A 21,023-nucleotide genomic window follows, 5' to 3' on the forward strand; every position below is an offset into this window, starting at 1 on the left:
CGCCGACGAGACCGGAGCATGATCGACCACGCCCTCTTCGATCCCGCCAGGACCGACCCGGATGCCGAGCGGCTCAACCGGGAGATCATCGCCGCGCAGGCGCGCGCGCCCGATCCGTGGTCGCTGCCCGTCGAGGAGGTGCGCGCGCGCCGCCGCGAGGGCAGCCCCGAACTCCCGGCCATGCCGCACAGCCCCCGGGCCGAGACCCTCACGATCCCGGGGCCGGGCGGGCCGCTGGCCCTGCGGGTGATCCGGCCGGTGCGCAAGGCGCGCGGGGCCTACCTGCACATCCACAGCGGCGGCTGGATCTGGGGCGGGGCCGACGAGCAGGACCCGTGGCTGGAGCGGATCGCCGACCGCTGCGGCTTCGTCTGCGTCACGGTGGAGTACCGCCTCGCGCCGGAGCACCCCTACCCGGCCCCGATCGACGATTGCGAGGCCGCCGCCCTCTGGCTGCACGGCGAGGGCCGCAGGCTGTTCGGCGTCGAGGCGCTGACGATCGGCGGCGAGTCGGTGGGGGCGCATCTGAGCGTGATGACGCTCCTGCGCCTGCGCGACCGGCACAATCTGCCGAAGGCCTTCCGGGGCGCGAACCTCTTCTCGGGCCTCTACGACCTCGGCGTGACGGCGAGCGCCCGCAACTGGGGCGAGGAGCGCCTCGTGCTCAACTCGACCGACGTGCGCCGCTTCGCCGACGGCTTCGTGCCGGAGGGCGTGCCGCGCCGCTCCCCCGATGTCTCGCCCCTCTACGCCGACCTGACGGGCCTGCCGCCGGCCCTTTTCTCGGTCGGCACCCGCGATCCGCTCCTCGACGACACGCTGTTCATGTCGATGCGCTGGGCGGCGGCCAACAACGGCGGCTACACGGCGGTGTACACGGGCGGCTGCCACGTCTTCATCCGCTACCCCCTCGCCATGACCGAGCGGGCGCTGGAGCTGAGCGAGCGCTTCCTGATGGCGCTGGCATGACGGACCCGGGCGGCGGAGCCGCCCGGCCGGCGCGCGCGGCCTACGGGTACCTCACCGTCACGGCGTGGCTCTGGGCCGGGAACGCGGTGGCGAGCAAGTGGGCGGTGGGCGAGGTCTCGCCCCAGGCGCTCACCACCCTGCGCTGGGCCTTCGCCTGCGCGCTGCTCGCCCTCGTGGCCGGCCGCCGGATCGCCCGCGAGTGGCCGCTCCTCGTCCCGCATTGGCGCCGCGTGCTGCTGATGGGCGGCTGCGGCTACACCGCCTTCAACGGCCTCTTCTATGCGGCGGCCAGCCACACGAGCACCGTCAACATCGTCCTGTTCCAGGGGTCGATCCCGGTCCTTGTGATCCTCTGCAACCGGCTGGTGCGCGGCACGCGCGTGAGCCTCGGGCAGGCGCTCGGCGTTGCGGTCACGCTCGCGGGCGTGATGGTGGCGGCATCGCACGGGGATTGGGGCGTGCTGCGCTCCTTCGCGTTCAATCCCGGCGACGGGCTCATGCTGATCGCCTGCCTGTTCTACGCCGGCTATACGGTGGCGCTGGCCGATCGCCCGGCCGTGTCGGGCCTCACCTTCTTCTCCGCCATGGCGCTCGCCGCCTGGCTGACCTCGCTGCCGCTGATGGGCGCCGAATGGGCCGCCGGGCGGCTCTTGTGGCCGAGCGCGACCGGCTGGGCGATCATCCTGTTCGTGGCGCTCGGCCCCTCGCTCGCCTCCCAGCTCTGCTTCATGCGCGGCGTCGAGATCATCGGCCCGAACCGCGCGGGCCTGTTCGTGAACCTCGTGCCGATCTTCGGAGTGATCCTGGCGGTCGCCCTCGTGGGCGAGCCGTTCGGCCTCACCGACGGAGCCGCCCTGGCGCTGGTGCTCGGCGGGATCTTCATCGCGGAGCGGTGGCGCGGCTGAGACAGGGCGGTCCGCTCGCAATCGCAGTGCGATGTCCCTCCCATCGTTGACCGGCGCGACCTCCGCAAGCCGGCTTCTGATCTGATGAGGAATCGTATTCGCTTCATGTCCGGGAGATGCGCCGCCTCCAATCGGTTCGATACCTGCCGCCGACAGGTTCGCCTGTGCCGAACGGATCTGCGGAGCCGCTGTCGCGCAAGTCGTGAAAATTATCGTTGAAGTAGTAAGGCGGTTGTGTTTCGGCTGTGCCAGAATGAGGAGGCGACCTCATGGCAGAACCGGACTTCAGCGCGATCAACCAAGCCGTGTCGCGGTCGGGAGCGGCCTGGACGGCGGGGCAGACCTCGATGAGCCGCTACTTCGGCAGCATCGCCGAGGCGAGCCAGCGATTCGGGTTGGCGTTCGATCCTCAGGCGGCCAAGGAGGTGGTTCGGACGGCGCGACAGAACGAGCCGAACCTGTTCGCCTTCGTTCCGCTGCCGCCGCGGCTGGATTGGCGCAAGGTCAACGGCAAGAACTACGTGACGCCGATCCGCGATCAGTCGACCTGCGGTGCCTGCGTGGCTTTCGCGACGAATGCGGTTCTGGAAGCACGCTACCTGCTCGCGTCGTCGCAGCCGGGCCAGGACTTCGATCTGTCCGAGGCACACTTGTTCTATTGCGGCGTCGACAATGCCTGTGGGCGCGGCTGGATCTATGAAGAGGCGCTCGCCTTCGCGCAGAAGACCGGAATCGGCTTGGAGCAGGATTTCCCCTACACGCCCGGTAACCAGGCATGTCGAAAAATTTCTCCATTCATGAAGGTCAAATCGTGGACCGAGAATGCATCGAGGACGGCCCGCAAGCGCGCCTTGCAGCGTGGGCCCGTCATCGGCGGGATGCAGGTCTTCGAGGATTTCATGACTTACCAGAGCGGCACTTACGAGAGCGTGCTCGGTGAGTTCCTCGGATGGCACGCCGTCGCGATCATCGGCTACGACGACGATGAACAATGCTGGATCGGCAAGAACAGCTGGGGCGAGGGCTGGGGCGAGAACGGCTTCTTCCGGATCTCGTACGGCCAGTGCAGCATCGACTCCAAGGTGCTGTTCTACGATCCCGACATCGAGATCCTGAACCTCACCGTCGCCGAGGAGAGACCGAAGGCCCTCACCGCTCCGCGCCGGCGCAAACCCAAGCCCAACAAGACCAAGCCCAACAAGACCAAGCCCAAGACGTGACAATGCATGACGTGACGGTTCCCGCCCCGCATGGCGGAATCGCGACGTGCAATCGTGCGTGGACTCCGTCATCGTGCCGCGATGGAGACGCGGCACGATGAGGTGCGCGATGAGCACGAGCACGAAACACGGCGTGGCCAAGGTCGGCGACGACGGGACCGTGGCCCTGTCGGCGCCGGCCGACGGCGTCGGCGGCTTTCGCTGGCAGCTGGAACTGCCGCCTGAAGTCGGCACCCTGGTCAGCCGCGAGCAGTCGCCCGGCGGCGCGGTGGGCGCGGGATCGGAGACCACCTTCATTGTCAAGGTCAACGACCCCGACGGCGGTCCGGTGCAGCTGGTGAAGAAGCGGCCCTGGGAGCAGCAGCCGGTCGAGGTTCTCCGATACACGATCTCGCGCGACTGACCCCGGCCGACGCGATCAATCCACCCCCGCCGGCGGCTTGAGCGTCGCGCCGATGCGCGAGGAGACGATCACCGCCTGGGTGCGGCTCTCGACGCCGAGCTTCTGCAGGATCGCCGAGACGTGGGCCTTCACGGTGGCCTCCGACACGCTGAGCTCGTAGGCGATCTGCTTGTTGAGCAGCCCCTCCGACAGCATCATCAGCACGCGCACCTGCTGGGGCGTCAGCGTCGCGAGGCGGCGCATCAGCTCGGCCGTCTCCTTGTCCTCGGAGGCCGAGAGCGCGATGTCCGGCGGCGACCAGTTGCCGCCCGCCAGCACCTGCCGCACCGCCTCGCCGATCTGGTCGATGTCGAGGGATTTCGGGATGAAGCCGGCAGCGCCGAAGTCGAGGGCGCGGCGGATCACCACCGGGTCCTCGTTGGCCGAGACGATCACCACGGGGATCGCCGGATGCTGGGCGCGCAGGTAGATCAGCCCGGAAAACCCCTGCACCCCCGGCATGGTGAGGTCCAGCAGCACGAGGTCGACCTCGGCCTCGCGGTCGAGGAGAGCCGTGAGCGCGTCGAGCCCGTTCGCCTCCACGATCCGCGCACCCGGCAGCATCGCCTCCACCGCGCCGCGCAGCGCGCCGCGGAAGAGCGGGTGGTCGTCGGCGACGACGATGGTGGTGTCGGCACTCAAACCTGTCTCCTGCCCCGGCGCAGCGCGACGCAGCCCGCTCTTCTGCGCTCGGCGCCCCTCTCGTCGTCAATCCTTAGATCGTCGCGCGCGCGGCGACAATTTCGGCGGCCCGCGGTGCGCCGTCCTGTCCCCCGAATCGATCGATTCGGCCCTCGATTGCGTAGTTCGACCTATGCACCCACGAGGTGCAGAACGATCTCGCGCCGGTGCGGCCGGTCGCGGTGCTCGACCACGTAGAGCCCCTGCCAGGTGCCGAGCGCGAGGCGCCCCTCCACCAGCGGCACGGACAGCACGGCGTCGGTGAGCATGGTGCGGATGTGCCCCGGCATGTCGTCCGGCCCCTCGGCGTGGTGCACGTAGGGTTGGTCGCGCGGCGCGAGCCGGTCGAGGGCCGCGAGCAGGTCCTGGCGCACGTCCGGATCGGCGTTTTCCTGGAGGGTCAGCGAGGCCGAGGTGTGGCGGCAAAAGACCGTGAGGAGGCCATGGTGCAGCCCGCTCTCGCGCACGAAGGAAGCGGCCTCGGCGGTGATCTCGGTGAAGCCCTGGCCGCGCGTCCGCACGGTCAGGCGGCCCGAGACCTGCTTTGTCACCTCGCCCGCGGCGATCACCTCGACCCGTCCCATCAGGCCATCTCCCGTCCCGGCATCACCTCGCGCTCGCCCCGCTCCAGGATTCTTTGCAGGGTCTCGATCCGGTCGGCCTCGGCGGCGGGCTTGTCCCAGCGGATGCGGCTCACGCGGGGGAAGCGCATCGCCACGCCGGACTTGTGCCGGGTCGAGCGCTGCAGCCCCTCGAAGGCGATCTCCAAAACAAGCCCCCGGGCTTGGCCGTACTCCACCTCGCGCACCGGCCCGAAGCGCTTGACCGTGTGGTTGCGGACGTAGCGGTCGAGCTTGGCCAGTTCCTCGTCGGTGAAGCCGTGATAGGCCTTGCCCACCGGCACCAGCTCCTCGCCGCCCTCAGGCGCCTCGCGCCAGACCCCGAACGTGTAGTCGGAGTAGAAGGACGAGCGCTTCCCGTGCCCGCGCTGGGCGTACATCATCACGGCATCGACCCGGTAGGGCTCGCGCTTCCACTTCCACCACGGCCCCTTGGGGCGGCCGGGCACGTAGGCGCTGGTGCGGCGCTTGAGCATCACGCCCTCGATCGCCTCCGCGTCCGGCCCGGCGCCCGCGGCGGCCGGATCGGCGCGCGCGGCCGTCAGGTCGTCCCAATCGCGAAAAGGCACCAGCGGCGAGAGGTCGATGCGGGCGTGGTCGAGCCCCTGCACGAAGGCTTCGAGGCGCGCGCGCCGCTCCGCGAAGGGGAGCGGGCGCAGGTCCTCGCCGTCGAGGGCGAGGAGGTCGTAGACCCTCACATGAGCGGGGAAGTCCTGCAGGAGTTTTGCCGTCACCGCCTTTCGGTTCAGGCGCTGCTGGAGCACGTTGAAACTCTGCACCCGCCCCTCGCGCAGGATCAAAAGTTCGCCGTCGAGGGCGCCCGAGAAGCGGACCGCCTCGGCGAGGTCCGGGAAGGCGCCCGAGATGTCCTCGCCGGTGCGCGAGTAGATGCGGGCCACCTGCGCGCCCGCGCGGTCCTGCCCGCCCACGAGCTGCACCCGGATGCCGTCCCACTTCCACTCGGCCGCGAAGGCCTCCGGGTCGAGCTTGGCGAAGTCGGTCTCCTCGTCCACCGGGTGGGAGAGCATCGGCGGCCGGAAGGGCGCCGGGTTCAGGCTCTCGGGCCGCTCGCCCCGGCCCTCGACCCAGGCGAAGAGCGGGCCGTACGGGGCCTTGAGCCCGTGCCAGACCTCTTCCACCGCATCCGCCTCGACGCCGCCGAGGCTCGCCACCGCGGTCTTGGCGAGGCGGGCCGAGACGCCGACCCGCAGCTCGCCGGTGATGAGCTTGATCAGCGCCCAGCGCCCGGTCTCGTCGAGCACGTCGAGCCACGCGGCGAGGCGCGCGGGCAGCTCGCTCTTGCCGATCGTGCCCAGCGCCTCCACCACCTCGCCGAGGCTGGGCACGTGGGGCGGCGGGTTGTTGTGGCCGGGTCCGGGCGGGGGCGGCGGCGGGCTCGGCCAGATCAGCGCCGTGGTCTCGGCGAGGTCGCCGACGTAGTGGTAGGACATCCGAAACAGCACGGGGTCGACCCGCGCCTCCACGAGGCCCCGGATCAGGTTGGGCTTGGCCTCCCGGAAGCTCAGGGCGCCGGTCATCGCGGCGAGCGCGAAGCCGCGGTCGGGATCGGGCGTGCGGGCGAAGAAATCCTGGAGCAGCCGCAGCTTGGCGGTGCGGCGCGGCTCGTAGGCGAGGCGGTCGAGGAGGTGGGCGAAGTCGTTCACGCCGCGTCCTCCCGATCCGTGCCGCCCCGTGCCGTGCCCGCTGGCGCCGTGCCCTCCTGCTGCACGGTGCTCTCCTGCGCCGCCTCGGCCTCCCCCTCGTCGCCGTAGCCCAGCATGTGCAGAGGCTTGGCCGCGATGCCCTGCGTGCCGCACCAGTGCACCAGGGCATCCTCCTGCCCGTGCGTGACCCAGACCTCGCCCGCCCCGGTCTCCACGATGGTGCGGCAGAGGTCGTCCCAGTCCGAGTGGTCGGAGATCACGAGTGGCAGCTCCACCCCCTTCTGGCGGGCGCGGGCGCGCACGCGCATCCAGCCCGACGCGAAGGCGGTGACGGGATCGGGAAACTTGCGCGACCACAGGTCCTGGATCGCCGAGGGCGGGCAGAGCACCACCGCGCCGTCGAGCTTCGGCCGGTCGGCCGCCGCCACCTTCGGCGTGTCGCCGAGCGGGATGCCCTCCCGCTTGTAGAGCTCGGTGAGTTTTTCCATCGCCCCGTGCAGGTGGATCGGCGCGTCGAAGCCCTCCTCGCGCAGGAGCGCCATCACGCGCTGCGCCTTGCCGAGGCTGTAGGCGCCGACGATGTGGGTGCGCTCGGGGAAGAGCCGCACGGAATCGAGCAGCCGGCGCACCTCGTCGCGGGTGTCGGGATGGCGGAAGACCGGCAGACCGAACGTCGCCTCGGTGATGAAGACGTCGCAGGGCACCACCTCGAACGGGAGGCAGGTCGGGTCCGGCGCCCGCTTGTAGTCGCCCGAGACCACGATGCGCGTGCCCCCGGCCTCGATCAGGATCTGGGCGGAGCCCAGCACGTGTCCGGCGGGGGCGAAGCGCACGGTGACGTCGCCGACCCGGATCGCCTCGCCGAGGCGGGCCTCCTGGCGGGCCTGGCAAAAGTCCTCGCCGTAGCGCACCGCCATGATCCGCAGGGTCTCGCCCGTCGCCAGCACCCGCCCGTGGCCGGCCCGGGCGTGATCGGCGTGGCCGTGGGTGATCAGCGCCCGCGGCACCGGCCGCACCGGATCGACGTGGAAGTCGCCCGGCGGGCAGTAGAGGCCCTCGCGGGTCAGGGTGAGGAGGTCGGTGGGTGGGCGGGCCATTCCGGTTCCGGACGATGCTGGAGGCCGTATATAGGCGCGTCCCGTCTCCCGTCCGTGTTCGCGATGGCCGCACTCCGCTCCTCCGGCGACCTTCTCGCCGACCGCCGCTACGTCTGGGCCGAGGCCGCCCTCGCCGAGGGCGACGCCGCCGCCGCGGCCGACCTCGCCGCGCAGGTGCTGGAGCGGGCGCCCGCCTACGGGCCGGCATGGCTGCTGCTGGGACAGGCGCGCGAGGCGATGGCGGGCGACGAGGCCGGGCGCGAGGCGGCCCGGCAGGCCTTCGCGCAGGCCCTCGCCCTCGATCCGCAGGATGCGCTCGGCGCAGCGGTGCGGCTGGCGCAGCTCGGCGGGCAGACGGACCAGCCGGCGCTCTCGCCTGCCTACGTACGGGCGCTGTTCGACGGCTATGCGGGGCGCTTCGAGGACCATCTGGTCGGGGCGCTCGGCTACTGCGCCCCGGAGATGATCCGCGCCGCCCTCGGCGCGCTGGCGCCCGCGCGGGGGCGCGCCCTCCCCTTCCGCCGCGTCCTCGATCTCGGCTGCGGCACCGGGCTGGTGGCCCGCGCGCTCGCCGGGATGGCAGTCGCGATCGAGGGAGTCGACCTCTCGCCCCGCATGCTCGCCGAAGCCCGCCGCCGCGGGGGCTATGCGCGCCTGCACGAGGCCGATCTCGCACCCTTCCTCGCCGGGCAGGCGCCGGGCAGCGCCGACCTCCTCGTGGCGGCGGACGTGTTCGTGTACGTGCGCGATCTCGGGCCGGTCTTCCGCGAGGCCGCCCGCGTGCTGGAGCCCGGCGGCCTCTTCGCGCTCACGCTCCAGGCGCATGCGGGCGAGGGCGCGGTGCTGGGCGCGGACGGGCGCTACGCCCACGCGGAGGCGCTGCTGCACGCGGAGGCGGACGGCGCGGGGCTCGCCCGGGCGCTGCTCGAACCCGCGGCGATCCGGCGCCAGCACGGGGAAGGCGTGCCGGGCTGGCTCGCGGTTCTCTGCCGGGAGGATCGCCGGTCCGTCGAGGGGCCATCGCACGCATCCCGGCGGTGACGCGCGCGGTAGGCGCGCCCGGCACCGGGCCAGGTCCACGCCGGCGGGTCGCGGTGCTCACAGGCAGGTGCCGCCATAATCGGCGCTCACCTCGACGAGCCGATCGTGCTCGGCGCGCCAACGCACGTGCCATGCGAGGTTGCAGGGAAAGCTCGTCTGCCGAAAGACCGCCCGGGACTCCCGCGGGCCGTCCGGCGTGGCCTGGCCGGCGGGCAGGGCGAAGCCTTGCGCGCGAAGACGCTCCACGAGGGCCGCTTCCGAGGAGCCGATCGGGAAGACCGCCGCGATCCGCGCCTTGAACGCGGCATCCGCCTCTCGGAAGTTCGCCGGGAGATCCCGTGCGAGGGGCGGCAGGAAGATCCGCTCCGGCCGCTTGAGGAGGACGGCCAGGCCGGCGGTCGCGAGCAGGGCGGCGGCGAGCAGGCCGAGGGCCAGTGCGCGCCGGGATCGGAACGCGGAGCGCGGCCTCTCCGGTCCCGGCGGGTCCGGGTTTGCGGCCGGGCGGCCGGTGTCGTCGCGGTGGGGATCGTGGGCCATGCGCGGGCCTATATGGGGCGCCGCCGGGACTGCCGCTACGTCATCCGCGCGGGCACCCGTCCGTGTCAGCGCGAACGCGATCGTCGCAGGCGCACGGTCCGGCGGGGACTCAGCGCCCGGTCCGTCCCTCGCGGATCAGCCGCTGGAGCGCGCGCTGGTCGAGGGGGTTCGGCTTGGCGCGGGACGAGACGGTGCCGGTCACGGCCGGATCGGGGATCGCCGCCACCGTGCCGTGCCCGGGTGTGGTCCGCGTCGCCCATTGCGCCGCGACGGCGAGCGCGGTGATCGCCAGGATGGCCTTGATGCCGCCGGTCAGGAGACGCCACATCGCGCCGTCGAAGCCCCTCGGGCGCGGAGAGAAGGTCCGCGGCCCGCGCCGCCATGATGCGGCCGCAGGGCTTAACGCAAGGTTCGGGGGTTAGCCGCGTCCCGGGGGGGGCGCTGATTCAGGTGGGCCATGCGCCGGAGCTTCGGTTCCTGTTCCCCGAACCCCCGACACTCCTGCGACTGCTCGGCCCACTGAGCCTCACAGGGTTGGGTTGCAGAGAACTGGTCCGCCCCACCCCGTCATCGCCGACCTTTCTGCCGCGCAGCCCGGACGGGTTCCGGAAGCCTCCAGGCGCGCCGGCAGACAGGACGGCCCGTGTAGCAGACCCGGCGGGCGGGGCAACAGGAATGGGCCGCCCCGGCCCGCGTCGAAACGCGGCCTTGCGCTCAGCGCATCGCGAAGCGTGGCAGGCTCGGGGCCGTCGCCAGGGCCGGGGCCGGCGCGAGGGCCGGAGCCGGCGCGGGGGCGACCGCCCGGGATTGGCCGTGGCGGTAGAGGCCGCGGTGCTTGGGATCCGGGCTGAGCGCGTCCGTGATGCCGATCACGGTCTCGGCGGCGCCGAGCAGCACGGCGCCGTCGGGCGCGAGCTGGGCGGCGATGCGCGCCAGCACGTCCGCCTTGGTCGGCGCGTCGAAGTAGATCAGCACGTTGCGGCAATACACGATGTCGAAGGTGCCGAGGTGGTCGAACCGGTCGAGCAGGTTGAGTGGCCGGTAATCCACCATCTGGCACAGGGCCGGCCTGAGGCGCCACTGCTCGCCGACCTGCTCGAAGTACTTGAGCATGAGCTGGACCGGCAGGCCGCGCTGGACCTCGAACTGGTTGTAGAGGCCGAGCTTGGCCCGCTCCAGCACCTCGGTGGAGAGATCCGTGGCGACGAGTTCGACGCGCCAGCCCGCGAGAAGCGGCGCCGCCTCGCTGAGCAGCATGGTCAGCGAGTAGGGCTCCTGCCCGGTCGAGGCCGCCGCGCACCAGATCCGCAGGCGGCGGACGCCCGCGCGGGCGGCGAGCGCCTGCGGCAGCAGCGTGTCCCGGAAGAGGTCGAAGGGCGTCCGGTCGCGGAAGAAGAAGGTCTCGTTGGTGGTCATCGCCTCGACCACCGCCTTGTCGAGGCCGCCCGCGCGGGCCAGCCGCAGGGCGCCGACGAGGTCCGAGAGGGTGGCGATGCCGAAGCGCCGGCACACCGGCAGCAGGCGGCTCTCGATCAGGTACCGCTTCTCGGGCGTCAGCGCGAGACCGGACTTTTGCTTGAGGTAGCCGCGCAGGTACTCGAAATCGGCATCCGTCATGAGCGTGGGTCCCGTGCGGACGCGGCGGAAAGGTTGCGCATCACGCCGCTCCGCCGGAGATCTGCGTCCGCAGGGCCGGCCCGATCGCCGGCAGGGCCAGGATCTCGTGGGCGTAGCCCGCCTTGGCGATGCTGCCCGGCATGCCCCACACGGTGGAAGAAGCCTCGTCCTGCACCAGCATCGCGCCGCCGGCCTCCACCAGGGCCTTGGCCCCGTGCGTGCCGTCCGAGCCCATGCCGGTGAGGACCACCGAGAGGGTGGCGGCGCCGAACACCTGCGCCGCGTCGCGGAAGAGCACGTCCACCGCTGGCCGGCAAAAGTTCACCGGCGGCCCGTCGTCGAGCCGGATCGTGATGTCGTGGCCTGTCCCCGCCAGCCCCATGTGCCGCCCGCCGGGCGCCACGTAGATCGTGCCCGGGCGCAGCGATTCCCCGTGCTTGCCCTCCGCCGCCGGCAGGCCGACGCGGGCGCCGAGATGTTCGGCGAACACGCCGGTGAAGACCGGCGGCATGTGCTGCACGATCAGGATCGGCAGGCGCTTGAGCGTCGGGGCGCCGATCCCTTCGAGCACCTCCCCCACCGCCCGGGGACCGCCGGTCGAGGCGCCGATCAGCAGCACCCGCGGCACGCCGCGGGCGCTGCGCGCCCGCAGCGGCGGGGGCGCCGGGCGCGGGGCCGCGGGCACCGGGGCGACGGCCCGCTCGGGCAGGCCCGGCCGCTCCGCCGCCGCCCGTCGCAGCGGCGCGCCGCGGGCTTGGCCCAGCATGCGGATCTTCTGGATCAGGTCCTCGCGGAAGGCCGCCGTGGTGGTGACGCCGCGGTTGCCCTCCGGCTTGGGCAGGTAGTCGATGGCGCCGAGCGCGAGGCAGCGCAGCGAGATCTCGGCGTTGCGCTGGGTCAGGGTCGACATCATGACGACCTGCAGCCCCGGGCGCTTGGCGAGCAGCCGCGGCAGCGCCTGGGTGCCGTCGATCTCCGGCATCTCGATGTCGAGGAGCACGATGTCCGGCTGGGCGCGATCGAGGGCCTCGATGGCCAGGCGCCCGTTGGCGGCGGTGGCCACCACCTCGCAGCCGGCCTCCTCCAGCCAGCGCGTGACGAGGCCGCGCACCACCGCGGAATCATCGGCCACCATGACCCGGGTGCGCGGGGTGCCGTACGGCGACGGAGACGGGGCGACGGAGGCTGCCATATGATGGGATACTCGCGCTGAGCCGCATGACCCGGCGGCAGGCCGTCGGTCCGCGGGGGGCGATGAGAGGGGTGGGGCGAGGCTGCGCCCGGTGCGCCGGGCGGGGTGCCTACCCGGCCGCACGGCCGGGCCGCGGAGGCGGCGCGCGACGGGCCGTCGCGCGCCGGCCGCTCAGGCGAGCCCGACCTCTTGGAGCTTGGCGGTCATGATGTCCTTGTCGAAGGGCTTCATGATGTACTCGTCCGCGCCCGCGTGGAGCGCGCGGGCGATCGAGGCGACGTCGTTCTCGGTGGTGCAGAAGACCACCTTGGGCCGCTGGCCCTCGGGCAGGCGGCGCAGCTCGCGCAGGAACTCGTAGCCGTCCATCTGCGGCATGCGCCAGTCGAGCAGGATCGCGTCCGGCATCCCGGCGCGGCAGAGCGCGAGCGCGTCGGTCCCGTCCTCCGCCTCCGCGACGTGGAACGCCAAGCCCTCCAGGATGCGGCGCGCCACCTTCCGAATGACGGCGGAATCGTCGACGACGAGGCAGGTTCTCATGGCGCCCTCCGGCATCAGGCCGCGTTCACGGCTGCACGGTCCTCGCCGAAGGCCAGCACGGCGTCGACGTCGAGGACGATCAGCAGACGTCCGTCGAGGCGGTGCACCCCGCGCGAGACGCCGCGCCAGCGGGCATCCATGTGCACCGGGTTGGGACCGTAGGTGTCGGCCGAGAGCTTCATCACCTCGCCCACCTGATCGACCAGCAGCCCGTAGGCCTCGCCGCCGTGCTCCAGGCCCACCGCCATGTTGCGGTCCTCCGAGACCCGGTCGGGCAGGCCCAGGCGGCGGCGCAGGCAGATCGCGGTCACGACCCGGCCGCGCAGGTTGAGCAGGCCCTTGATCTCGGGCGGGGCCAGCGGCACGTCGGTGAGGTTGGTGGCGATGAACACGTCGTGCACCCGGTCGATCGGGAGCCCGAACATCTCCTCGCCGAGCGAGACCGTGACGTAGTCCACGGTCTCCCCCGCCGGGGGGGCGCCGGTCTTGGCGTCGTTGGTGTTGGCGGCCATCATGGGGCTTGCCTTCGATCCGGAGGTGGGAGAGCGCCGCGGTTCAGGCCGCGACGTCGAGGGCGGAGGCGGTGATCTCGTTGAGGGCCGCCACGAGGCCGCTGCGGTCGAACTTGGCCACGAAGTCGGCGATGCCGAGCGCGCGCGCGCGCTCGATCGCCTCGGGCGCCGTGCTGGCGGCGAGGGCGATCACCGGCACCTGCGCGATCCGCGGCGAGGCCCGCCGCATCGCCTCGACGAGGTCGAAGCCGGAGCGGCCCGGCATGTCGAGGTCGCTCACCACCACGTCGATGGCGGTCTCCCCGAGGAGCAGGCCCAGCGCCTCCTCGGCGCTCGCCGCCGCCGTCACCCGGTAGCCCGCCGCCTTGAGCACGGGGGTCAGCATCTCGCGGAAGAAGGCCGAGTCGTCGACGAGGAGGAGCTGCGGGACCCTGTGCTCCTTGCGCCGGGGCGCGCGCGCCCAGTCGTCGTGGGCGAGCGGGAGATAGTGGGCGATGTTGACGATCTCGGTCGCCCGCCCGCGCACCACCGCCGAGCCGATCAGGTCGGAGCGGTCCGCCGCCAGTTCCACGTCGAGGACGTCGTCCACGATGTCGACGATCTCGTCGACCGCGAGCCCCATCGAGCGCTCGCCGTCCGAGAAGACCACCAGCGCCTGCGAGCCCTCCCGCTTGAGCACCTGATCCGGATCGACCGGCACCAGCGGCATCAGCCGCCCGCGGTACTGGATCAGCGGCCGCCCGCCGACCCACTCGATCTTCGCCGCGTCGACCTCTTCGAGGCGCGTCACCAGGGAGAGCGGCACCGCCTTGAGCGCGTGCCCGCCGCCCTTGAAGACGAGGAGCGTCACGGTCTGGTCGCCCGAGGTCTCCTCGGTCTCGGCATCCGCCTCGCCCGGCTGGCCGGTGGCGGTGGCCGAGCCGACCATGCGGGCGACGCCGTTCGGGTCGACGATGAGGACGACCGCGCCGTCGCCCAGGATGGTGTTGCCCGAGAAGAGCGGGATGTGCCGCAGCTTCGAGGACATCGGCTTCACGACGATCTCTTCCGTGTGGAAGACGCCGTCCACCAAGATGCCGAAGCGCTGGCGCCCGACCTGGCTCACCACCACGAAGCCCTCGTCGGTCGAGGCGGTGGAGGGGTCCTTGTCGAGGCCGAGCATGCCGGCGATGGGCACGATCGGCAGCAGGCGGTCGCGCAGGCGCAGCACCGGCGAGCCGTTGATGCGCTCGACCTGATGGTCCGAGCCCGGCTGGACGCGCACGAGTTCGAGCACCGAGACCTGCGGGATGGCGAAGCGGTGGTCGCGGGCCGAGACGATCAGCGCCGCCACGATGGCGAGCGTGAGCGGGATCTTGATGGTGAAGGTGGTGCCCTGGCCGAGCTGGGTGCGGATGTCGATGGTGCCGCCGATCAGCTCGATGTTGGTCTTGACCACGTCCATGCCGACGCCGCGGCCGGAGACCGAGGTGATGGCCTTGGCGGTCGAGAAGCCGGCGTGGAAGATGAACTTCGCGACCTGCGCGTCGCTCATCCGCTCGATCTCGGCCTCGGTGGCGATGCCGCGCTCCACCGCCTTGCGGCGGATGGTGGCGAGGTCGAGGCCCTTGCCGTCGTCGGCGATCTCGATGGTGATCGTGCCGCCCTCGTGGAAGGCGTTGAGGCGGATCGTCCCCTTCTCGGGCTTGCCCGCGGCCTTGCGCTCCGCGCCGGACTCGATGCCGTGATCGGCGGAGTTGCGCACCATGTGGGTGAGCGGGTCCTTGATCACCTCCAGCACCTGACGGTCGAGTTCCGTCTCGGCGCCCTGCATCAGGAGGTCGATCTTCTTGCCGAGTTCCGACGAGAGGTCGCGCACCACCCGCGGCAGCTTCTGCCACGCCGAGCCGATCGGCTGCATGCGGGTCTTCATGACCCCTTCCTGCAGTTCGGCGGTGACGTTCGAGAGCCGCTGGAGCGGCACCTTGTAGCTGTTGTCCTCGTGGTGGCGGGCGATCTCGAGCAGCTGGTTGCGGGTCAGCACCAGCTCCGAGACCATCGTCATCAGGTGTTCGAGCGTGTCGACGTTCACCCGGATGGTCTGGACCTTGCTGACCGCGGCGGCCTCGCCCTCGGTGGCGGGCGCCTCGGGCGCCGCTGCCCTGGCGGGAGCGGGAGCGGGAGCGGAGGTGGGAGCCGGAGCCGGGGCCGGGGCGGGCGCGGCCGGGCCGGGCGTGTCGCGGAAGGCGCGCTCCAGATCGTCGAGGGAGGCCTCGCCGGGCTTCAGCGCCCGCTCCAGCACCTGCGGCACCAGCGAGCCCGTGGTCAGGGCGGGGGCCGGGGCGGGCGCGGCCGGGCCGGGCGTGTCGCGGAAGGCGCGCTCCAGATCGTCGAGGGAGGCCTCGCCGGGCTTCAGCGCCCGCTCCAGCACCTGCGGCACCAGCGAGCCCGTGGTCAGGGCGGGTGCCGGGGCGGGCGCGGCCGGGCCGGGCGTGTCGCGGAAGGCGCGCTCCAGATCGTCGAGGGAGGCCTCGCCGGGCTTCAGCGCCCGCTCCAGCACCTGCGGCACCAGCGAGCCCGTGGTCAGGGCGGGTGCCGGGGCGGGCGCGGCCGGGCCGGGCGTGTCGCGGAAGGCGCGCTCCAGATCGTCGAGGGAGACTTCGCCGGGTTTCAGCGCCCGCTCCAGGATCTGCGGCACCAGCGAGCCCGTCGTCATCGGCGGCGGGGCGGGCGGAGCCGGCGGGGCGGCGATCTCGCCCTCGGACATGCGCTCCAGGGCGCCGATCAGGTCCTCGTCGGCGCCCGTGGGCTCGGCGGCGGTGCGCTCCAGCTCGGCGACGATCACCTTGATCCGGTCGAGCGTCTGCAGGATCAGCGTCACCGCCTCGCTGGTGACCGTCATGCCGTCGCGGAACTTGCCCATCAGGGTCTCGGCCGCGTGGGCCAGCGCTTCGAGGCGCGGCAGGCCGAGGAACCCGCAGGTTCCCTTGATGGTGTGGACCAGGCGGAAGATGTTGCGCAGGATCGTCTGGTTGTTGGGATCCTGCTCGAACCGGACGAGTTCGAGGTCGACCGTGTCGAGGTGCTCGCCGGTCTCGGTCAGGAACTCGCGCAACAAATCGTCCATCGGGGAACTCGTCGGTCGTCGCAGGAGATCTGCGTCAGCCGAGAGTGGCACCGGAGCGTTGATGATCCGTTTCCGCGACGGGCACAGATGCGCCGTTTCACGGATTAGGCCGCGGTGATCGGGTGCGGCCGGGCCGCGAGGACTGCGGAAGGAGTGGCAGGACCAGCGCCCGCCCGCCCTCCCGCGGCCGATCATGACTCCCGCGCGGGCCGGACGCCGGGGCGCGGGGTGGGCTTCCTCTGGGGAAGTGGCGCGGGTTCGGTCAGTCCGCGACGGACTCGGCGCGGATCGTCACGGTGTCGCCGTCGATCGTGAAGCCGACCCGCATGCCGGCGGCGCGGGCCACGAGCCCGGCGTAGTAGGGCTGCACCCCGTGCGCGTCGACGCTGCCGCTCTCGGGCGTTCCGGCGATCAGCGCCTCGACATGGGCGGGAATGCGCGCGTGGCTGCCCTGGCTGGTGAGCACGAAGGTCGGAGCCTCGCCCTCCCCGCTCACCTCCACGCTGATCAGGCCGCCGCGCGGGATCGTCGTCGTGGCGATCACCACGAGGTTGAGCAGCAGCTTGACTTGGTTCTTGGGAAACAGCGCCCGCGGCGCGCTCCAGGCGAGCTTGGTCTTCTCGTCGCCGAACAGGCCGCGGGCCACGCTCTCGGCGTCGGCGAGGTCGATGGTGGCGCCCGCCGAGCCCGCCGCCCCGAAGGCGAGGCGGGCGAATTGCAGCCGGGCCGAGGCCTGCTTGGCGCTCTTGCGGATGAGGTCGATGGCGAAGTCGCGCATCCCCGCATCGTCCTCGTCCTCCAGCACCTCCAGGCCATTGACGATGGCCCCCACCGGGCTGATCACGTCGTGGCAGACCCGCGAGCAGAGCAGGGCCGAGAGGTCGAGGGCGTCGAGCGTGACGGTGATCATCAAGGGGCTCCGGATGCCGCTCCGACGCGCGATTCGCGGCCTGTGACCGGGCACGGATAACGACCCGGGCCAAGTTTGAAAAGCCGAGCCGCCGCCCGGAGGGCGGCCGCCGGCACCGGGGGCGCGGTGCACGACCAGTCTATCCGGGGGCCTGCGCGCCTCTGCATCGACAAACCCGCCCGCGCGCGGCATGACGGGAGGATGACATCGCCGCCAGTCTCCCCTCCCGCCCTCACGTCCGGCCCTTCTCTCGATGACGCATCCCTCGACGACACTCGGCGCGATGCCGTCGCGGCGATCCTCGCCGAGATCGCCTGCTCGGCCGGCGTGATCCTGCGCGGCTTCGAGACCGGCGCCTGCGGGCACCACCTCAAGGCGGACGGTTCGCCCACCAGCGAGGCCGACCTCGCGGCCGAGGCCCACATCATCGCGGCCCTTCGGCGGCACTGGCCCGACATCCCGGTCGTCGCCGAGGAGACCGCCAGCACCCGCCCGTCCGGGCCGCTGTTCTTCCTGGTCGATCCCCTCGACGGCACCCGCGACTTCCTCAAGGGGACGGGGGAGTACTGCGTGAACATCGCCCTCGTCGCGGAGGGGCGGCCTGTGGCGGCCGCGATGGCGGCGCCGGCGCTCGGGCGGGTGTGGAGCGCGGGTGCGCGGGCGGTCGAGGCGCCGATCGCCGACGGGCGGCCGGGACCGGCGGTGCCGATCGCCGCGCGGCCGGCGCCGCGCGAGGGCATGACCGCCCTCGTCAGCCGCCGCCACGGGGAGGAGGCGGACGAGTCCTGCCTCGCGGGGCTGCCGGTCGGGGCGCGCCGCCCGTTCTCCTCGGCGCTCAAGTTCGGCCTCATCGCCTCGGGCGAGGCCGACCTCTACGTGCGCAGCGGCCCCACCATGGAGTGGGACACGGCCGCGGGCGACCACATCCTGACGCGCGCGGGCGGCCGGGTCGTAGGGCATGGCGGGCGGCCGGTGCTGTACGGCCGCGCCGAGACGCACTATCGCAACGGCCCCTTCGCGGCGCTCGGCGATCCCTCCTACGCGGAGCGCGTCGAGCTCCCGGAGACCTGCCCGGAGGCGCGCGCGGCGCGGGCCTGACCCGCCCGCGGCCGGTCAGGGCAAGATCAGGGCAAGATCAGGCGCCGCATCGCGGGCCAGCGCGCCTCGGCGGCGACCAGCAGCGCGGGCTCGCACAGCGCCCGCCGGCCTGCGCTGCGGAAGAGATAGAGACCGGCCTCGCTCCGCAGGGCGACGAGCGGGTCGGGATCGACGAAGCGGCCCTCCGCCACGCCGAGCGGGTCGTAGCCGCCGAGCCGCGGGGCGTAGGTCTCCGGGTCGCGCGCGAAGGCCGCCTGGTTCGCCGGGCCCGCGAAGCGCCAGACGAGGCCCGCCCAGGCCGCTTCGAAGGCGGGCCGGCCCGGCGCCGGCACCGGATCGAGGGCGTAGGAGACCGCGTCGAAACCCCGCAGGGCGAGGCCCGTGAGCGGATCGGCCGCGTAGAGGGCGGGCAGGACGCCCCGGCTCGTGAGCGGCGACGAGGCCGCGCGGGCCTCGCGCGGATCGGATCCGGCGGCCGGGCCCGGCCCGGCTGCCGAGCCGCCTGCCGCCAAGCCGCCCGCCGCCAGCGACAGCAGGCCGCGCCGCGTTAACGCCTTGTTGCCCATATCCCGCCCATCCTGAGTGCCGGTCCGGGACGGCCGGCGCGCGGCCTGCGAGGCCTCCCCGGAGCCTCGCGACGATTGCGGCAGGCCCGCCCGGGGCGGGTCCGAGCCCGTGGTGTGACGCGCGCGTTCGCCGGATCGGCCTCCGCTCCGGCGGTGAGCGCTCCCGGTTCTTGGTCTCGCATCGGTCTCGCCGTCGAACCGGTGACCCCATGCTTAGCGAGGGATCCCTAACATGCCCCTGCCGCCCTCCGCCGCCACGCGCACCCGCCGCGCCTTCCTGACCTCCGCCGCGGTCACGCTCGCGGGCGGCCTCCTCCCGGCCGCCGCGCAGGGGCGCGGCCCCGGCAGCGCCGAGACCTTCGAAGCGCGAGAAATCCTCGATTCCGGGCACCGCTTCTTCGGCTCGATGTCGCGCGGCCTCGCCCTCACCGTGCAGGAGGCGGGCCGGCGCTGGGGCGAGCCGAACGGCTACATCCTGGGCCAGGAGGCCTCGGGCGCGATCATCGGAGGCGTGCGCTTCGGCGAGGGGACGCTCTACACCCGCAACGCCGGCCAGCGCCGGGTTTTTTGGCAGGGGCCGTCCCTCGGCTTCGACGTCGGGGGCGACGGCGCGCGCACCATGATGCTGATCTACAACCTTCCCTCCGTGCGCGGCCTCTACCGCCGCTTCGTCGGGGTGGACGGCTCGGCCTACGTGGTGGGCGGCGTCGGCATGTCGGCCGCGACCGCCGACAACATCGTGGTGGTGCCGATCCGCACCGGCGTCGGCGCGCGCTTCGGCATCAACGTCGGCTACCTCAAGTTCACCGACGAGCCGACCTGGAACCCGTTCTGACATCGGCGCTTGGCCGGCGGGCGCCTCCCGTGGCAGGGTCCGCCCGACCCCGAGGCTCGAGCCCGAGCAAGCGATGAGAGTACTGCCCGCGTGATCGAAACCGTGATGATCTTCGCGCTGGGTTTCCTGTGCGCGGGCCTGTGCGCCCTGTTCGTGCTGCCCGCGCTCAACGCCCGGGCCGAGCGGCTCGCGCGCCGGAGACTCGAAGCGCAGTTCCCGATGTCGATCGCCGAACTGACCGCCGAGAAGGACCATCTGCGGGCGGAGTTCGCCGTGCTCCAGCGCCAGCTTGAGCGCAAGGTCGACGAGGCCCGCGCCGAGCGCCGGTCGGAGATGGAAGAGCTCGGCCGCCGTCAGGTGCGCATCGGGACGCTCGCCACGGAGCTGGAGCAGCGCGAGGCGCGCCTCGCGGCGCTCGACACGGAACTGGCCGGGACGCGCGCCCGCCTCGCCGCGGCGGAGACCGAATTGACCGAGTTGCGCGTGGCGCGCGCGGCCGCCGAGGAGGCCCTGCGGGCGCTGGAGGGGCCGCACCAGCAGGCGCTGGCCGACCTCGATGCCGTGCGGGCGGCGCTGGCGGGGGCCAACCGCGCCGCGGCCGAGGCCGAGACGGCGCGCGGCCTCGCGGAGGCGCAGGCACGCGAGGCCCGCGAGGCGCAGGCGAGCGCGGGCGAGCGGGTGGCGGTGGCGGCGCGCGACCAGATCGCGGCCCTGGAGGACGCGCTGGCCGATCTCACCACCCGGCACGTCGCCATGGAGCGCGAGCTGGAAGACTTGCGGCCCGCCCATGCGGCGGCGCTGGCCGCCCTCGACGGGGCCCGGCAGTCCCTTGACGAGGCCGAGGCCCGGGCGGTGCCGGACGAGCGTCTGCGGGCCGAGAACGCCGCCCTCGAACGGCGCATCGCCGAGGTGGCGGACGCCCTGATGGCCCAGGCCCGCCTCGCGCCGCGCCCGGAGCCGCGCATGCCGACGGCCACCCCCCTGCCCGCCCCAGCCCCGGCGCATTCGGCCGGTTGAGTTGCGTTCGGCCCGGCCGGCGCCCGCACCCTGCCACCGGAGGCGTGGCGCGGGTGCCGCTCTTGTCAGACGGGCTGTTTCGCGCCATGTCGGCGCACCTTCCCCTCCCATGCCGCGAGGCTGCACCACCATGACGATCAAACCGACGTCGTTCGCGCTTCTCGTCGCCGGGGCTGTTCTCGTCACCGGCCCTGCCCTGGCCCAGCGTGACGACCCCAATCTCAAGAAGTATTGCACCGGGGATTACATGACCTACTGCGGCAATCTGCCGCCCGAGAGCCCCGAAGTGGATCGCTGCTTCGAGAAGAACATGTCGAAGATCTCGGTGAACTGCAAGAAGGCGATCGACTACTACGAGCAGTCGCAGAAGAAGGGCGGACGGAGCTGAGGCTCACGGTCCGTCCGAGCCCGTGACGCCCCGACGCACGGGGCCCTGACGGCAGCACGCCGCGGGACC

General features: G+C 72.6%; 22 protein-coding genes. 9 read left to right on the plus strand and 13 right to left on the minus strand.

Going from position 1 to position 21,023, the window contains the following annotated elements; genetic code table 11:
• Positions 1 to 18: 18 nt before the first annotated feature.
• The 4 genes from ACKUB9_RS21110 to ACKUB9_RS21125 all read left to right on the plus strand — a co-directional run bounded on the left by ACKUB9_RS21110 (position 19) and on the right by ACKUB9_RS21125 (position 3,497).
• A complete protein-coding gene (locus ACKUB9_RS21110; RefSeq protein ID WP_407526130.1) occupies positions 19 to 969 on the plus strand; it encodes an alpha/beta hydrolase in 951 nt (316 codons plus the stop codon).
• A complete protein-coding gene (locus ACKUB9_RS21115) occupies positions 966 to 1,874 on the plus strand; it encodes a DMT family transporter (RefSeq protein ID WP_407526133.1) in 909 nt (302 codons plus the stop codon). The genes ACKUB9_RS21110 and ACKUB9_RS21115 overlap by 4 nt, the downstream gene beginning before the upstream one ends.
• A gap of 269 nt (positions 1,875 to 2,143) precedes the next feature.
• The gene (locus ACKUB9_RS21120) at positions 2,144 to 3,094 is read left to right on the plus strand and encodes a C1 family peptidase (RefSeq protein WP_407526136.1); all 951 of its coding nucleotides are present in this window, start codon (positions 2,144 to 2,146) and stop codon (positions 3,092 to 3,094) included.
• A gap of 109 nt (positions 3,095 to 3,203) precedes the next feature.
• Entirely contained in the window at positions 3,204 to 3,497 is a 294-nt protein-coding gene (locus ACKUB9_RS21125; protein WP_407526139.1) for a protease inhibitor I42 family protein, read from the plus strand.
• Positions 3,498 to 3,512: 15 nt separating this feature from the next.
• On the opposite strand, the gene ACKUB9_RS21130 is transcribed toward ACKUB9_RS21125, so the two are convergent.
• The 4 genes from ACKUB9_RS21130 to ACKUB9_RS21145 form a co-directional block, all read right to left on the minus strand.
• Positions 3,513 to 4,178 (minus strand): response regulator, encoded by a 666-nt coding sequence (locus ACKUB9_RS21130; RefSeq protein WP_407526141.1) that lies wholly within the window; start codon positions 4,176 to 4,178, stop codon positions 3,513 to 3,515.
• Between the two features lie 170 nt (positions 4,179 to 4,348).
• On the minus strand, positions 4,349 to 4,801 hold the full coding sequence (locus ACKUB9_RS21135) for a secondary thiamine-phosphate synthase enzyme YjbQ (protein WP_407526144.1): 453 nt from the start codon (positions 4,799 to 4,801) through the stop codon (positions 4,349 to 4,351).
• Positions 4,801 to 6,501 (minus strand): cisplatin damage response ATP-dependent DNA ligase, encoded by a 1,701-nt coding sequence (locus tag ACKUB9_RS21140; protein WP_407526147.1) that lies wholly within the window; start codon positions 6,499 to 6,501, stop codon positions 4,801 to 4,803. The genes ACKUB9_RS21135 and ACKUB9_RS21140 overlap by 1 nt, the downstream gene beginning before the upstream one ends.
• On the minus strand, positions 6,498 to 7,598 hold the full coding sequence (locus ACKUB9_RS21145; protein ID WP_407526150.1) for a ligase-associated DNA damage response exonuclease: 1,101 nt from the start codon (positions 7,596 to 7,598) through the stop codon (positions 6,498 to 6,500). Before ACKUB9_RS21145 ends, ACKUB9_RS21140 begins: the two co-directional genes overlap by 4 nt.
• Before the next feature lie 63 nt (positions 7,599 to 7,661).
• Here ACKUB9_RS21145 and ACKUB9_RS21150 point away from each other — a divergent pair, with 63 nt between their 5' ends.
• Complete coding sequence (locus tag ACKUB9_RS21150) at positions 7,662 to 8,639, plus strand: class I SAM-dependent DNA methyltransferase (protein ID WP_407526153.1); 978 nt, start codon at positions 7,662 to 7,664, stop codon at positions 8,637 to 8,639.
• A gap of 57 nt (positions 8,640 to 8,696) precedes the next feature.
• Here the strand turns inward: ACKUB9_RS21150 and ACKUB9_RS21155 are convergent, their stop codons facing one another.
• From ACKUB9_RS21155 to chpT, 8 genes are all read right to left on the minus strand, one after another.
• Complete coding sequence (locus tag ACKUB9_RS21155; RefSeq protein WP_407526156.1) at positions 8,697 to 9,176, minus strand: hypothetical protein; 480 nt, start codon at positions 9,174 to 9,176, stop codon at positions 8,697 to 8,699.
• A 109-nt stretch (positions 9,177 to 9,285) separates the two neighbouring features.
• Positions 9,286 to 9,504, minus strand: a complete 219-nt coding sequence (locus tag ACKUB9_RS21160; RefSeq protein ID WP_407526159.1) for a hypothetical protein — start codon at positions 9,502 to 9,504, stop codon at positions 9,286 to 9,288.
• 386 nt (positions 9,505 to 9,890) lie between these two features.
• Entirely contained in the window at positions 9,891 to 10,793 is a 903-nt protein-coding gene (locus ACKUB9_RS21165; protein WP_407526162.1) for a CheR family methyltransferase, read from the minus strand.
• Positions 10,794 to 10,833: 40 nt separating this feature from the next.
• Positions 10,834 to 11,985 carry a protein-glutamate methylesterase/protein-glutamine glutaminase gene (locus tag ACKUB9_RS21170; protein WP_407526165.1) on the minus strand — a complete coding sequence of 384 codons (1,152 nt, stop codon included), beginning with the start codon at positions 11,983 to 11,985 and terminating at the stop codon, positions 10,834 to 10,836.
• Between the two features lie 171 nt (positions 11,986 to 12,156).
• Complete coding sequence (locus ACKUB9_RS21175) at positions 12,157 to 12,522, minus strand: response regulator (RefSeq protein ID WP_407526168.1); 366 nt, start codon at positions 12,520 to 12,522, stop codon at positions 12,157 to 12,159.
• A gap of 14 nt (positions 12,523 to 12,536) precedes the next feature.
• Positions 12,537 to 13,037, minus strand: a complete 501-nt coding sequence (locus ACKUB9_RS21180; protein WP_407526171.1) for a chemotaxis protein CheW — start codon at positions 13,035 to 13,037, stop codon at positions 12,537 to 12,539.
• A gap of 40 nt (positions 13,038 to 13,077) precedes the next feature.
• On the minus strand, positions 13,078 to 16,140 hold the full coding sequence (locus tag ACKUB9_RS21185) for a hybrid sensor histidine kinase/response regulator (RefSeq protein ID WP_410825895.1): 3,063 nt from the start codon (positions 16,138 to 16,140) through the stop codon (positions 13,078 to 13,080).
• 262 nt (positions 16,141 to 16,402) lie between these two features.
• Positions 16,403 to 17,050 carry a histidine phosphotransferase ChpT gene (chpT, locus tag ACKUB9_RS21190; RefSeq protein WP_407526177.1) on the minus strand — a complete coding sequence of 216 codons (648 nt, stop codon included), beginning with the start codon at positions 17,048 to 17,050 and terminating at the stop codon, positions 16,403 to 16,405.
• 201 nt (positions 17,051 to 17,251) lie between these two features.
• On the opposite strand from chpT, the gene ACKUB9_RS21195 reads away from it, so the two are divergent.
• On the plus strand, positions 17,252 to 18,148 hold the full coding sequence (locus ACKUB9_RS21195; protein WP_407526179.1) for a 3'(2'),5'-bisphosphate nucleotidase CysQ family protein: 897 nt from the start codon (positions 17,252 to 17,254) through the stop codon (positions 18,146 to 18,148).
• A gap of 26 nt (positions 18,149 to 18,174) precedes the next feature.
• Here ACKUB9_RS21195 and ACKUB9_RS21200 read toward each other — a convergent pair whose 3' ends face one another.
• On the minus strand, positions 18,175 to 18,714 hold the full coding sequence (locus ACKUB9_RS21200) for a hypothetical protein (protein ID WP_407526182.1): 540 nt from the start codon (positions 18,712 to 18,714) through the stop codon (positions 18,175 to 18,177).
• A 232-nt stretch (positions 18,715 to 18,946) separates the two neighbouring features.
• On the opposite strand from ACKUB9_RS21200, the gene ACKUB9_RS21205 reads away from it, so the two are divergent.
• The 3 genes from ACKUB9_RS21205 to ACKUB9_RS21215 all read left to right on the plus strand — a co-directional run bounded on the left by ACKUB9_RS21205 (position 18,947) and on the right by ACKUB9_RS21215 (position 20,954).
• Positions 18,947 to 19,549, plus strand: a complete 603-nt coding sequence (locus ACKUB9_RS21205; protein WP_407526185.1) for a DUF1134 domain-containing protein — start codon at positions 18,947 to 18,949, stop codon at positions 19,547 to 19,549.
• 90 nt (positions 19,550 to 19,639) lie between these two features.
• Complete coding sequence (locus tag ACKUB9_RS21210; protein ID WP_407526188.1) at positions 19,640 to 20,566, plus strand: coiled-coil domain-containing protein; 927 nt, start codon at positions 19,640 to 19,642, stop codon at positions 20,564 to 20,566.
• Positions 20,567 to 20,696: 130 nt separating this feature from the next.
• On the plus strand, positions 20,697 to 20,954 hold the full coding sequence (locus ACKUB9_RS21215; protein ID WP_407526190.1) for a 3',5'-cyclic-nucleotide phosphodiesterase: 258 nt from the start codon (positions 20,697 to 20,699) through the stop codon (positions 20,952 to 20,954).
• Positions 20,955 to 21,023 lie beyond the last annotated feature (69 nt).

Source organism: Methylobacterium oryzisoli, from assembly GCF_046557895.1.
GTDB classification, from domain to species: Bacteria; Pseudomonadota; Alphaproteobacteria; order Rhizobiales; family Beijerinckiaceae; genus Methylobacterium; species Methylobacterium oryzisoli.